The organism is Acrocarpospora macrocephala, from assembly GCF_009687865.1.
GTDB lineage: Bacteria > Actinomycetota > Actinomycetes > Streptosporangiales > Streptosporangiaceae > Acrocarpospora > Acrocarpospora macrocephala.
The window spans coordinates 1-13,676 of record NZ_BLAE01000056.1; the positions used below are offsets into that span (position 1 = coordinate 1).

The 13,676-nt window shown below is 66.3% G+C and carries 12 protein-coding genes and 1 pseudogene; 5 read left to right on the forward strand and 8 right to left on the reverse strand.

Annotation, left to right across the window (positions count from 1 at the left end; all coding sequences use genetic code 11):
* Positions 1–87: 87 nt before the first annotated feature.
* Positions 88–1,236 (reverse strand): FAD-dependent oxidoreductase, encoded by a 1,149-nt coding sequence (locus Amac_RS38750; RefSeq protein ID WP_155359406.1) that lies wholly within the window; start codon positions 1,234–1,236, stop codon positions 88–90.
* Positions 1,237–1,291: 55 nt separating this feature from the next.
* On the opposite strand from Amac_RS38750, the gene Amac_RS38755 reads away from it, so the two are divergent.
* Entirely contained in the window at positions 1,292–1,870 is a 579-nt protein-coding gene (locus Amac_RS38755) for a TetR/AcrR family transcriptional regulator (RefSeq protein ID WP_155359407.1), read from the forward strand.
* 45 nt (positions 1,871–1,915) lie between these two features.
* On the opposite strand, the gene Amac_RS38760 is transcribed toward Amac_RS38755, so the two are convergent.
* The 5 genes from Amac_RS38760 to Amac_RS38780 form a co-directional block, all read right to left on the reverse strand.
* Positions 1,916–2,779 (reverse strand): DMT family transporter, encoded by an 864-nt coding sequence (locus tag Amac_RS38760; RefSeq protein ID WP_246268997.1) that lies wholly within the window; start codon positions 2,777–2,779, stop codon positions 1,916–1,918.
* A 237-nt stretch (positions 2,780–3,016) separates the two neighbouring features.
* Complete coding sequence (locus Amac_RS38765; RefSeq protein ID WP_307729816.1) at positions 3,017–3,991, reverse strand: NAD(P)H-dependent flavin oxidoreductase; 975 nt, start codon at positions 3,989–3,991, stop codon at positions 3,017–3,019.
* 247 nt (positions 3,992–4,238) lie between these two features.
* The gene (locus Amac_RS38770; protein WP_155359409.1) at positions 4,239–4,841 is read right to left on the reverse strand and encodes a Uma2 family endonuclease; all 603 of its coding nucleotides are present in this window, start codon (positions 4,839–4,841) and stop codon (positions 4,239–4,241) included.
* A gap of 444 nt (positions 4,842–5,285) precedes the next feature.
* Complete coding sequence (locus tag Amac_RS38775) at positions 5,286–5,645, reverse strand: VOC family protein (RefSeq protein ID WP_155359410.1); 360 nt, start codon at positions 5,643–5,645, stop codon at positions 5,286–5,288.
* Positions 5,646–5,670: 25 nt separating this feature from the next.
* Entirely contained in the window at positions 5,671–7,275 is a 1,605-nt protein-coding gene (locus Amac_RS38780) for a phytoene desaturase family protein (protein ID WP_218041554.1), read from the reverse strand.
* Positions 7,276–7,362: 87 nt separating this feature from the next.
* Between Amac_RS38780 and secA2 the strand changes: the two genes are divergently transcribed.
* Genes secA2 through Amac_RS38795 form a run of 3 tightly spaced genes read left to right on the forward strand, consistent with a single transcriptional unit; the run spans position 7,363 to position 10,842 of the window.
* Positions 7,363–9,612: an accessory Sec system translocase SecA2 gene (gene secA2, locus Amac_RS38785; protein ID WP_155359411.1), complete on the forward strand. Its 2,250-nt coding sequence runs from the start codon at positions 7,363–7,365 to the stop codon at positions 9,610–9,612.
* A 46-nt stretch (positions 9,613–9,658) separates the two neighbouring features.
* Positions 9,659–10,192, forward strand: a complete 534-nt coding sequence (locus Amac_RS38790; protein WP_155359412.1) for a SigE family RNA polymerase sigma factor — start codon at positions 9,659–9,661, stop codon at positions 10,190–10,192.
* The gene (locus tag Amac_RS38795) at positions 10,189–10,842 is read left to right on the forward strand and encodes a permease-like cell division protein FtsX (RefSeq protein ID WP_155359413.1); all 654 of its coding nucleotides are present in this window, start codon (positions 10,189–10,191) and stop codon (positions 10,840–10,842) included. The genes Amac_RS38790 and Amac_RS38795 overlap by 4 nt, the downstream gene beginning before the upstream one ends.
* 61 nt (positions 10,843–10,903) lie before the next feature.
* Here Amac_RS38795 and Amac_RS38800 read toward each other — a convergent pair whose 3' ends face one another.
* Positions 10,904–11,707 carry an SAM-dependent methyltransferase gene (locus tag Amac_RS38800; protein WP_155359467.1) on the reverse strand — a complete coding sequence of 268 codons (804 nt, stop codon included), beginning with the start codon at positions 11,705–11,707 and terminating at the stop codon, positions 10,904–10,906.
* A 238-nt stretch (positions 11,708–11,945) separates the two neighbouring features.
* Here Amac_RS38800 and Amac_RS38805 point away from each other — a divergent pair, with 238 nt between their 5' ends.
* Positions 11,946–12,515, forward strand: a complete 570-nt coding sequence (locus Amac_RS38805; RefSeq protein ID WP_155359414.1) for a dihydrofolate reductase family protein — start codon at positions 11,946–11,948, stop codon at positions 12,513–12,515.
* A 416-nt stretch (positions 12,516–12,931) separates the two neighbouring features.
* Here Amac_RS38805 and Amac_RS58435 read toward each other — a convergent pair.
* Positions 12,932–13,220 (reverse strand): annotated as a pseudogene (locus Amac_RS58435) (hypothetical protein); the annotation flags it as partial.
* Positions 13,221–13,676 lie beyond the last annotated feature (456 nt).

The window sequence follows — 13,676 nt, forward strand, 5'->3', positions numbered from 1 at the left end:
CACCCACCCTCCCCTTTGTTTCTTTCGGGCTCCGCCCGACCCCGTCATCGACCCATACGAGACAACCCCTGCGCAGGGCGCCGGGGCCTAATCTCGTGGTGGTTGCCAGCCGAAAATGGGGTCCATCTGGCGGAGGGCCGCGGTGGGGCCGAGCTTTCCGAGTAGGGAGATCATGGTGTTCCTGGCGGCTACGGCCACCGGATTACGCCATGAGGTAATTCGGCAAATTGTTCTGGATCGGGCGACGATGGGCGTCGTACGAGGGAGCCGGGCAGCCGAATAGGCGTCAAGGCCTTCCAGGCGGTTCAGGTCGGCCAGGTGGGCGAGGACGATCGCGTCCTCGATGGCCTGGCAGGCGCCTTGGCCGAGGTTGGGTGTCATCGCGTGGGCCGCGTCGCCAAGCAGGGCGATCCGGCCTCGGTGGAAAGCCGGGAGCGGCTGCTCCAATGAGTAAATATCGTGCCTTAACACCTTGCCGGGATCGGCTTCAGACAAGAGCTTCGGGATCGGATCGTGCCAGCCCTGGAACAGCCGGGTCAGCTCGCCCAGCTCGCCGCCTTCGGCCTTCCGACCTGCGGGGACGGCCGCGGTGGCGTAGCAGTAGACCTGATCGTCGACCAGCGGCATGACGCCGAAGACGAGCCCGGGACCACCCCAGGATTCGGACGCGCTCAGACCGCTGCCGGCGGCGAGCAGCCGCCAACTGGTGACTCCGGCATAGACCGGCCCGGGATGCTCGGGAAACAGCTGCGCGCGAGTCGCCGAGTGAATCCCGTCAGCCGCCACCACCAGATCGGCCGGCAGCTCTTCTCCACTGGAGGTCACCACAACCGGCCGGTCGGGAGTTCCGGAAATCGTGGAGACCGCGGTGTTCAGGCGAATCGTCCCCTCGGTGAGGCGTCCCGCCAGGAGCTCGACCAGTGCGGAGCGAAGCAGGAGAACGGTCGGATCGCCGTACCTCGCGTTGGCGGCTTCCGCGCTGGTTCGGGAGAGCCAGTGGCCGTCTGCCCGCCTGATCCCGGCTTGCCCCTGCATCGCGGCGAGTTTCCGTACCTGATCGCCGACTTCGATCGTGTCCAGCGCGCGCAATGCGTTAGGAGCCATCGCGAGCCCGGACCCCACCGGCTCGATCGACGGCGCGCGTTCCAGCACCGTCACCTCCCAACCCCTCCGCTGAAAGGCAGCCGCCGCCGTCAGCCCGCCGATTCCCGCCCCGACCACTACCACGTGCCCCATCGCATCCTCCACTACATCTGTAGTTCGACTGTACTACAGATGTAGTATCAGCGGAATGACGACAGCACGCGCGGCACTCATCGGGGACACGGCCATCACGATCCTGGCCGAACGCGGCATGCGCGGCCTCACCCATCGAGCGGTCGACGAATCAGCCGATCTCCCCTCCGGCTCGACGTCCAACCTCGCCCGCACGCGCGCGGCACTCCTGGAGCTGGCCCTGGCTCGCCTCGCCGAACTGGAAGAAGCCCAGCTCGCCGCCCAGATCCACCGCGCCGCCCCACCCGGCCCCGACCTGCTCGCCGGCCTGGCCGACGCGATGGCCGAATCCGTGCACCAGGCCATCACCGTCGACAGAAACCACGCCATCGCCCGCTACGAACTGGCCCTGGAAGCCACCCGCCGCCCCGAACTCCGCAAGGTCTACGACGAAATCGGCCGCCGCTTCCGCGACCCCGCGATCGCCCTCCTGACCGCCGCGGGCTCCTCCGATCCCGTACGCCACGGGTGCCAGGTCGTCGCCTTCGGAGAAGGCATGCTCTTCGACGCGGTAGTAGGAGCGGGTACGACTCCGTCGCTGAGCGATTTGAAGGCCGCTTTCGCAGAATTCCTCAACGGAATCCTCGCCCATTGACAGCACGGGCCGGGCGGAACTTGATCGAAGTGAATCGAACTACCGTCACCCGACAGGCGCGGGCTCCGGAGCGGGCGTCGGATGGGAATGATCAGGTGTCAGGCGGCTGAGAGTGATCGTCCCCCCGACCAGCAACACGCTCGCGATAATCGCCGGAATCACTTGCCCAACACCAGTAGGAACCGGCTCTCCCAGCAGAAGCGCCCCCGCCATGATCGACGTGATCGGGTCAACGATCTGCACTCCGGCATACGCGATCCCGAAATATCCCACCGCGTAAGACTTCTGCAGCAAAACCACCGCACAAATCAGCAGTACCGGAATGACCACCGTGAACCAGTGCAGCAGGCGGGCCATATCCCCACTCAACCCACCCCCCACAACCCGCACGAACGTCGACACGGTAGCCGTAACCGACCCCGCCCCAACCGCCATGGCCAGCGCCTTCCCGGCCCCGCTCAAGAACCGCGCGACCGTGAAACAGATCCCGGTGAACACCCCGACCACCACGATCAGCCCAATAGCCGCCCCATTGGACAGCGACGGCTTCACATCATGTGAAGGAATCAGCAGCATCAACCCCAGCAACCCCACCGCCACCGCCACCGAACCGGTGATCTCTGCCCGATGCGGCCGACGACCATGCAGCCAAGCGGCCAACGGCACCGCGAACACCAAGGTGGCCACACTGATCGGCTGAATTACGATGAGCGGCGCGAAACTCAACGCCACCGCGTGCAGACACGCCCCCGTGAAGCCGATAACTCCACCGATCCACCACCGCGTCCGGCTCATCAGCCGCAACGTGGCCCCCAGGGCAACCGCCTCATACTGCTGCAAAGCAGCACCAAGCGCGTATCCAAGCGCCCCGGCCAACGCGATCGTTATCCCCACCCAGGTCACGGGCACCGGCCAAAGCTTAAAGAGTCGAGGGTCACCCGTTTAGCTTAGGGACAAAGTACGGTGCCCCAGACATCCTTCCCCTGACCCGATCTAACCCTATCCTTGCCCAAAAACCCCCAAACCACCACAAGCACCCCAGCCCAACCAATCAAGTCAGGCTGCTCACCTCGATCACGACACGGCCCACCATCACAGTCGACCAGAGCGCCCGCCCGCGTGACCGCTCCTGGCGGATGGTTCCGGTCAGCGCCTTCCTGCTCGCGCTAGGGCGTCCTCGGCCTGCGCGGCCAGGGTGGCGACCAGATCGGTTGCGGATGGCAGGTCGGTGATGAGATCAACGGCTTCGCCTGCCCAGACCGGCAGCGGCGGCAGATCGCCTCGTGCCACGGCATCCTGATAGGCCCGTTTGGCCTGAGGGTCAGCGGCCAGTTCCGCTTCCCGGCCGCGCCATTGGTCAAGGTAGGGGTGGCCGAGGGTGCGGGCGGTGTATTTCGACGGCCACCGCGAGCCCCGGGCGATATCCAGCACGCTATTGCGCTCGGTGTCCACCCCACGTCCCTCGATGATCGCCTTGATGGTCGAGGGGTCGACGAGAGACTCAGCCGTGGCCTGGAAGCGGGTGCCGACGAGGGCCCCGGCGGCGCCAAGTGCCAGGGCCGCGGCGACGCCACGCCCGTCGGCGATCCCGCCGGCCGCCAGCACCGGAACCGGTGCCACCAAATCCACCACGACCGGCACGAACGGCAGTGTGGATCGCCCGCGCCGGGCACCATGCCCACCACTTTCTGTCCCCTGCGCCACGATGACATCGGCACCCACGTCCACCGCCTGCCGAGCCTCCTCCAAATCGGTGACCTGGATGACCAGCGCCACCCCCGCGTCGCGGATACGTCCAGCAAACGGCCGCGGGTCACCGAAGGACAACATCACCGCCCGCGGATTGTGCTCCAGCACCCGCTCCACCGCACCAACATCGATCGCCCAGCTCAGGAACCCGACGCCCCACGGCTTCGCGGTGCCCTCCGCGACGATGGGCAACTCGCGGGCCAGCCACTCTCGATCCCCATTACCGCCACCCAGCAGCCCGAGCCCCCCGCCACGAGAGACCGCCGCCGTCAGCGCACCCCCCGCCGACCCACCCATGGGCGCCAGCGCAATCGGATGCTCCACCCCGACCAACTTCGTAAACGCCGTGGGCAACGCCATAACCCCAATCATCACCCCTGCCGACGTACTGGGGAATCAAAACCGCCAACACCCTGACATCCGCCGACGCGTCCGCCGTCACTAACACAGCGCACCCACGACCACATCACCAGCCAGCGCCCCACCGCACAGAACAAAGGGTGTCTCACCCCCAGCCTCCGAGAGGACTGCCCGCCCTCCCAGGCGATTACCCACTCCAGGGCTCCACCCGCCCACTCCGGCTTCGCCCCACCCTCCCGGGAAATCACCCACCCGGGGATCAGCCGAGATCGAGCAGAACCCCGGGATCGAACTCGATCGGCAACGGGTCGTCGACCTTCAGCACGGTCCCGGCGAACACCCGATCCACCCGCCGGTAAACGCCGTGGGCAGGCAAAAGGCTGTAGAGCGTGATGCTGACCTTCGGTTCCAGATCCACGATCCAGTAGTGCGAGATCCCGCTGGCGGCATACTCGCTGGGCTTCTCGTACCGACCGGTACGCTCACTCCCGCTGTCGCGAGAGATGACCTCCACGACCAGCCGGACATCCAGCCCTTGATGGGCTCGCTCCTCGCGCTGAATGGACAGGCGCGCGGCAGCTCCGTCCACGATGCCAACGTCGGGAACTCGGATACCCGCGACCGTGAACACATCAAGAGGCCCGCTGACGTAGAAGTCGGCATCGACATTGGCGATTGCCCGCTCAAAGAAGGAGCGAAGCGCACGGACCACATGGTCATGCCGGATGCTGGGCCAGGGTGACCACAGAATCCATCCGTTGACGAGCTCATATCGCTCGTCCTGAGGCATCCGATCAAGGTCGGCGATCGTGTAGGGCCCATGGTTATACGAGTGGTCCCGATCGTCATACGCGACACTCATATACCCTCACCCCCCGCTCATCCAGCCAAGACGTCCCGCTCACCAAAGAACTTCCCCGATGGCAAGTCCCTCTCCTGCCTAAAGGGACAGTCGCAGCCTTTCGAGAACACTCACCATCACGTTACGGGTCGATACGCATGGTAGCCAGGCGATCGTTCCAACAGGAGCCTAACGGGACCTTCGCCCTCCTCCAGAGAGTGCCTCGGGCCCTCAACTCCGCCCTTCAGCCAGCACAAGCGTTCTGCCCCTAAGAACCGCTGCGAAGTACGGCGGGCCACCCTGCGGGTGGGCAGGGCGGACACGTAGGCCGACATAAGACCGTGCCAGAGACCACCGCGCCCGCGATGGCCGCTGACCAGCGGCTAACGAGAGGCCCACTATCACGGTCGGCCGGAGTGTCCGCCCTGCCCACCCGCTACGGCCCTAAGCCACCAGAAACCCCCATCACTCCCTCGGCGGGCACACATCAAACAAATGCCCCTCCGGATCCGCGAGCGTCACCCACCCCGCCCCCGCCTGGAACTCCGGCTTGGTAGCCCCCAACGCCAGATACTCCTCCACAGCCTTATCCACATCGGGAACCCGAAAGTCCAGATGGAACTGCTTGTCCGGCCCCGGCCAGCTAGGAGCCTTCCGCTCAGGTACGCGCTGGAAGAAGATGTTCATCGTCCCATCCCCTATCCCCGCATACTCCTCCTCGGCATACTGCACCTCGAACCCCGTGACCTTCGAGTAAAACTCCGCCAGCCTCTTCGGCTCAGCACAGTCGATGGTCACCGCTATCAGCGACGCGATCGTTGTCATGACCCGAGCATCCCGCAGATACCTGTCAGCTCATGTCAGCTATCACAGCCATCGCCGCGTTCTTCCCATTCAACGCGATCACACTCCCCCCAGGATGCGTAGCCGCCCCACACAGATAAACCCCCGGAATCGGCGTACGCGGCGTAAGCCGGTTCTCCCACATCTGATCCGGCCGCACCTCCCCCTGAAAGATGTGCCCCCCGGTCAACCCCACCCGCTCCTCGATGTCAGGCGCCCCCAACACCTCATAACTGATCAGACAATCCTCAAAATCAGGCGCATACCGCCCGATCAACTCGATGAACTGCCGCGCCACCTCCCCCCGACGCGCCCCCCAGTCCATCCCATACGGCGCGTACTGCCCGAAAACACTCACCAGATGCTTCCCCTCAGGCGCCGGCGAAGGATCATGCGACGTCTGGAAGTAAATCTCCCCGAACCCAACCGCCGGCTCCCCCGCCGCACACCGCTCAAAAGCGACCTGCGCCTCATCCAGCGTGGAGATCACATCAACCACCCCCCGCGCCATGAACGTCTCCCCCGGCGCCGCGTTCCACGACGGCAGCCGATCCAGAGCGGCATTGAATTTCACGACAGGACTACGGATATCCCACTCATCGATCCGACGCCGGTAATCCGCAGGAACATCCCCCACCATGGTCATCAGCCGCTTCGGATCAGCATTGCTGACCACCGCCCGCGCCGCGATGAAGGTCCCATCGTCGAGCCGTACCCCTTCGCCCGGCAGCACCTCCCCCACCGGCACCCCAGCCGCGAGCACAGCCCCCGCCTCCCGAGCGGCATCGGCGATGGCGAAACTGACCATCCCCATCCCACCCTTGACATATCCCCAGGCCGCACCATGCCCCTCAACCTCACCGATGAAGTGCATGAGCTTGACAGCAGCCGTGCCAGGATCCTTCGGCCCCGCCCACGTCCCGATGATGCCCTGCCCGTAAAGCGCATCCCTGAGCCGAGTGTCGGACACGTACTCACTGAGCACCTCCTCTATGGAGGCCCGGAACAGCACATCAATCATGTACGCGTCCCCGCCCAGCATCTCCTCCAGCTCATCCCGGGACGGCGACTCCCCCGCCCAGGAGTCCCGCCGCCCCTTCCTGAGCTTGATCCGCATCTGATCAAACATCTCTTCATAAGCGAAATACCCAGCGATGTCCTTAGGCGACACGCCCAAGGACCGCAACCCCGCCTCGGTCCGCTCATGATCCATCCACTGCGCGAACGCGGTGCCGTCATCGAACGGAATCCACAACTGCGGATCCGCGAGATAGACCTCCAGCCCACGCCGATGCAGATCCAGCTCCCGGATGACCGTCTCATCCAGCAGCCCGATCACATAGGCGCACGGACTGATCACAAACCGCTGATCCGGAAACGGACGCTCCAGCGTGGCGGCCCCGCCCAGACGTTCCCTCGCCTCCAGAACCAGCACCGACTGCCCCGCCCGAGCCAGGTACGCCGCGCAGGTCAGCCCGTTATGTCCGCCCCCGACCACGATCGTGTCCCAGCGCCGCGCCGCCAGCGCGGACACCGGCTCCGGCAGGCCCACCTGGCCCAGCTGTGCGGCAATCTCGTTCATGCTCAATAGACTGACTGGATAACCAGTCAAAGCGCAAGAGCCACCTTGCGGCTAGCATCGGATCTTCCAGGGCTTTACGACTGGAACCGACTACTCGTGCGGCTCGTTGGAGCGGGCGTGGCCTCTCTACCTCAGTTGATCAGGCGTTTCCTGGAGAAACCGGGAAGCGTTGATCTCGCGCGCTTCCAGCGCGTCGCCGTCGGGGCCGCGGAGCACGAGCCCCGGATGCGCGAATTGTCCTTCGAAGAGCTCCGCGAAGCCGCGCTCGACGAGGCCACGTTCTGTGCGGCCGTCCGCGAGGTCGCCCACCGCACGATCGGCGAGCGCCCCTATGACGTGCAGCTCATCGGCACGCTCGGCCTGCTCGCCGGGCATGTCGTGGAGATGGGCACCGGTGAGGGCAAGACCCTGGCGGGCGCGCTGGCCGCCGCCGGTTACGCGCTGCGCGGGCAGGGCGTGCACACGATCTCCGTCAACGACTACCTGGCCCGCCGCGACGCCGAGTGGATGGAGCCGTTCTACACCGCGCTCGGCCTGACCGTCGGCTGGATCTCCGAGACGTCCACGCCGGAGGAACGCCGCGCCGCCTACGCGAAGGACATCACGTACGCGGCGGTCAGCGAGATCGGCTTCGACCTGCTGCGCGACCGGATGCGTACAGACCCCGCCGAACTCGTGCAACCAGTGCCGCAAGTCGCCCTGGTCGACGAAGCCGACTCGGTCCTCGTCGACGAGGCCCGGGTCCCGCTGGTGCTGGCCGGCGCCGCCGACCCCGGCGCCGCCGTCCCCGAGATGGCCGCGCTGGTACGGCGGCTGTCCCGCGGCTACCACTACGAGATCGACGACGAGGGCCGCGCCGTCCACCTCACCGCCAAAGGCACCGACACGGTAGAAAAAGCCCTGGGCATCTCGCTGTACGACCACGCGACCACGGTCACCGAAGTCAATCTGGCCCTGCACGCCCACGCCCTGCTCACCCGCGACGTCGATTACATCGTCAGGGACGGCCGGGTCCACCTGATCAACGCCTCCCGCGGCCGCGTCGCGCAACTCCAGCGCTGGCCCGACGGACTGCAGGCCGCCGTCGAGGCGAAGGAGAAGCTCTCCCCTTCAGAAACCGGGGAAATCCTCGACTCGATCACCATCCAGGGCCTGCTCACCCGCTATCCCACTATTTGCGGAATGACCGGCACCGCCGTCGCGGTCGGCGACAACCTCCGCGAGTTCTATGACCTCAAAGTGGCCGTCGTCCCCCCCAACAAGCCGTGTATCCGCGTCGACGAACCCGACCGCGTCTACGCGACCGCGATCGACAAGGACATCGCGCTCGTCGAGGAGATCGTCGCCCAGCACGCCACCGGCCGCCCGATCCTGATCGGCACCCTGGACGTGGCCGAATCCGAGGAACTCGACGCGCATCTCCGCGAGCGCGGCCTGTCCCCCGTCGTCCTGAACGCGAAGAACGACGCCGAGGAAGCCGCCATCATCGCCCGCGCCGGCGAACGCGGCGCGATCACCGTCTCCACCCAGATGGCCGGCCGCGGCACCGACATCCGCCTCGGCTCCGACGGCGTCGCCGACCTCGGCGGCCTGCTCGTGATCGGCACCGGCCGCCACACCAGCAGCCGCCTCGACGACCAGCTCCGCGGCCGCTCCGGCCGCCAGGGCGACCCCGGCGCCTCGGTCTTCTTCGTCAGCGGCGAGGACCACCTCCTCACCGCGTACGCCCCTGACGAGGCGTTGCCCGCCCCCGGCAAGGATCGCCGGATCCTCGACACCCACGCCACCTACCTGATCGGCCACGCGCAGCGCGTCGCCGAAGGCGTCAACGTCGAGATCCACCGCAACACCTGGCGCTACACCCGCGTCCTGGAACAGCAGCGCCGCCAGATCCTGGAACACCGCGACAAGATCCTCTACGGCGAGGCGGGCGCGGAAGCCCTGGCCGAAGCCCGCCCCGAACGGTACGCCGAACTGGTCGCCCTCAGCTCGGAAGCCGAGATCGCCGAGGCCGCCCGCCAGATCGTCCTGTTCCACCTCGACCAGTGCTGGACCGAACACCTCGGTTTCCTCGCCGACCTCCGCGAGGGCATCCACCTGCGCGCCCTCGGCCGCCTCAACCCGATCGACGAGTTCAACCGCGAAGCCATCCCCGCCTACCGCAAACTCCTCCAGGAAATCGAACGCCGCTCAACCAGCAGCTTCGACACGTACGCCCCTGACCAGCCCCTCTCCGAACAAGGCCTGAAACGCCCGACAGCCACGTGGACGTACCTGGTCTCCGACAATCCCTTCGGCTCCGACTGGGACAGAATCCTCAAACGCGTCTCCGGCGCCCTGAAGAGCAACCGCCGCCGCAAGAGCTGAATCAGCGACGCGAGCAGCATTCGCGGCCCGGGCGCGTCTCTGAGATATGGAAGTCGAACTGCTCTCCATCGGGGAGCCTGGCGTCCGGGCGTCGGTGGATGTGGCCGCGATCTTCGCCGCGCACCAGCTCGGGCTGGTACGGCTGGCGCTGATGATGGTCGGCGATCGAGCCACGGCCGAGGACGTGGTGCAGGAGGCGTTCGCGCGGACGCATGCCGGGCGGAAACGATTACGGGATCCGGACAGGGCGCTGGCCTATGTCAGATCTGCCGTACTCAATGGGTGCAGATCTGTGCTGCGCAGGCGGGTTACGGCCGTCCGGCGGGCGGTGCCGTACGAGCCGCCGGTCTGGTCGGCGGAGAGTGCCGCGCTGGTGGGTGAGGATCGGCGGGAGGTGCTCGTGGCGTTGCGGGGGCTGCCGCGGCGGCAGCGGGAGGCGCTGATCTTGCGCTACTACCTGGAACTTTCCGATCTGGAGATCGCGGAGACCATGGGGATCGGCGCCAGTACGGCGCGGTCCACGATCGCACGGGGGCTGGCCGCGCTCGGCCGGGTGCTGGGAGAGGGAGGAAAGGCATGAACGATCAGGTGGAAGTCCGGTTGCGTGCGGCGCTGACCGAAGCGGGCGATACGGTCCAGCCCGTGACGCTGCGGGCGCTGGCGCCGCCGCAGGGGTCCCGCGTGCAAGTCCATACGCGGCTGCTCGTGGTGGCGATGATCGTCCTGCCCCTGGCCGTGGGGGCGGCCACCCTCCTGCGGCCCACCGATCGGGACAGTCAGCTGGTCGCGATGGGGGTGATGGGCATGTCTCCCAGTCGCGTGCTGGGCCCGGAAGATCCGGAGATCGCTGTCTATATCTGCGAGGCGCAATCCCCGTTCCGCTCGTGCTCGGGTAGCCATGGGGCCACGCCGCAGCAGATCGCCGCCATCGAGCAGGCGCTTCGCGCGATGCCGCAGGTCGAGTCGATCACCTTCCGGGACCAGCAGACCACTTATGAGCTATTCGTCGAGCATCAAGCCAACAGCACGCTGGCCCAGATCGTGGAACCCACTGACATGCCCGAGTCGTTCCGTTTGAAGATGAAAGAGGACACCGACTGGACCCCTACCTTGGAAGCCGCCGTGGCCCTTCCCGGCGTGTCCAACGTCATCAACGAGAAGTGCATCTCGGAATACCTCGCCGGAGACTCGGACAACAGCAAGTGCAGCGTTGGCGTCATCTTCCGGTGACGCCACACAGGCGTGCAATCGGGGCGGATGCGCCGGAGCTTCCGTTTATCGTTCGTGAGCTTCAGCGTTTGCGAGCGACGCCGCCGAGGACGATGCGTTCCCAGGGTTCCAGGTCGTGTGGGTTGTCGGGGCGCCAGCCGGGGAGGTGCACGACGCCGGGTTCGACCAGGTCCAAGCCGTCGAAGAATTGTTCGATCGCTTCTCGGGTGCGGAACCAACCTGTGCCGACGGCGAGTTGGAAGGCCTGCTGGAGGGCGATCGAGGTCGCCTCGCCGGAGGCGTGCATGTTGGTGGCGACCAGGTGGCTGCCGGGGGCGAGTTTGTCCATGTAGCCGCGGACGATGCCATGGGGGTCGTCGCTGTCTGGATATAGGTGCAGAATTCCGACGGCTAGGAGGCCCACGGGGCGGGTGAGGTCGAGCAGGGTGCGTACCTCCGGGTGGCCCAGCACGAGTTCGGGATGGCGCATGTCCGCATGAATCAGGGCGGTGGTCTCGCGTTGCGGGGTGCCAGCCTCGTCCACCAGAAGCCGGGCGTGGGCGAGAACCATGGGGTCGGTGTCCACATATGCCACTCGGATCCCGGGGTCGATCGCGCGAAGCGTGTCGTGGGTGGCACGCACCGCCGCCAGCCCTGCCCCCGACGAGACGTCGAGGAACTGCCGGATCCCCGCGCGATGGAGGTGGCGAAGGGCTCGTCCGACGAACTCCTGGTTGCTTTGTGCCACTCTGCCGATATCCGGCAGGATCTGCGCGAGCCGCTCGGCGACCGCACGATCGACCTCGAAGTTCTCCTTACCCCCGAGCAGGGCGTCATGTACACGGGTGGCGCTCGGCGTGCGGGGACCTGTCCCAGCCGGAATCATCACTCGACCTCCGATACCTGCGGATGGTATCCCAACGAACCCACAGTGTGACCACAGCACCGAAACCCACCGGCCCGCCGAAGGCCGTCTCAGAATTGTCGGTGGCTCCTGGCAAGCTGACGCTCGTTCCTCGTACGGGTGTGCGATCAAGGGCGGGCCTCAGGTGCGGGGGCTTTCTTGGCCTTTGATCCGGCCTTCGCTGGGAAGAGGCTCCGTTACGGCGGTGATGGGAGGCAGGATGAGGAAGATCATCCTTATGATGTCGGTGTCGCTCGATGGGTTCTTCGAGGGGCCGAATCATGAGATCGACTGGCATCTGGTCGATGATGAGCTGCACCGTTTCTTCAACGAGCAGCTGGGGGCGATGGGCGCCTTTCTCGACGGCCGGGTCACGTATGAGTTGATGGCCGAGTTCTGGCCGACCGCCGATCAGGACCCTGCCGCCAGCGCGCCCATGGTGGAGTTCTCGCGAATCTGGCGGGAGATGCCCAAGATCGTGTATTCGCGGACGCTGGAGCGGGCCGACTGGAACTCGACCATAGTGCGCGAGGTGGTTCCCCAGGAGGTCCTGGAACTGAAGGCGCAGCCAGGCGGCGATCTGGCGATCGGCGGAGCCAAACTCGCCGCGGAGTTCATGCGGCATGACCTGATCGATGAGTACTGGCTCTACGTCCACCCGGTCGTGCTCGGCCAGGGCACCCCCTTGTTCCAGGCGCCTGACGTGCGGCTGAACCTCCGCCTGACAGACACCCGGGCCTTCCGCAACGGCGTGGTCCTGCTCCGCTATCAGCGCCCTGCCATCGACTGATGTCACTGACGGGCACGCCACAGGCGTGAAAGCGGCGCGAGTGCCGCCGACGCCGGAGCTCCCGGCTGGTCAGCCGCGGTGTCGGCCCCGGGGGCGGGTGTAGTGGCGGAATCCCGCGGTCGCGGCAGCGAAGACGATGAGTGCGGCGGCGATTCCGGGGATGGGGAGTTCGTGGGTCGGAATTTCGTTCGCCGCGTTCTGGATCGCGGGGGTCGCGGTTCCCACCGTAGTCATGGTGTTGGCGCTTGTCCCGATGTCGGCGCTTGTCTCGGTGTTAGCGATCTTCTTGGTGGTGACCGGGCTCTTATCGGGCGTGGATGCGCAGATTTTGGTGACTTCGGAGACTTTGGGGGTTGGGAACTTGGGGGTGGGTGGTTTAGGGGGTGAGCTGTCTCGCATGTTGTAGGCGCCGGTGGAGAACGGGGCGGGGGCGCCCTTCTTGCCCAGGCCTGAACCCCATTTGGTGATCACGTATTCGATTTTGATGTGGCCCTCGCCGCCACTTACGGTCAGGTTGGAGCTGTTCCAACTGCTTCCGGTGAGCTCGGCGAAGGTCTTGCCGTCCAGGTCGAGCATGACGCCGCTGCCCGATGGAACGCCGGGCCCTCGATCGCCGACGAAGAAGTCGGCTTTCCGGCCGTTGTGGATGACGTAGCCTTCGGTCCCCATCGGCCAGCTGGGGCTGGCGGCCAGGCCTTTCTGCATGGGTTTGCCCGAGGCGGGCGAACCCGTGTCGCCATTGATACCGGACCCGTCGTCCCAGAAGTACGACGCGGTGGTGCTGCCCTTGAAGAGCGGGGTCTGGACCTGCTTGGGCACGCCGTACCCGGAGAATTCGGATTCGGGGCGGGTGACGCGCTGGACCTTGCCGTGCAGGGCTTCGATGGTGGTGACCTTGCCGCTGGCGGCCTCTTCCACGATGCCGACCTGGGCGTGCTTCTTGAGGAAGGCGACGGCGCCGGGTTGCGGCCGGGTGGCCCAGGCGTTCTGGGTCTTGAACCAGGCCTGGTGGTCGGGGGTGTGGGCGAACTTGCCGACGGACTTGCTCACGCCCGCCGTGCCGGCCGCCCACGAGACGAAGGAGTCGCACCAGGGGGCGTTGGCGAACCCGGCCGAGGTGCCTTCCGCGTACCAGGCGCCGTACTTGCTCTTCTGACCGTG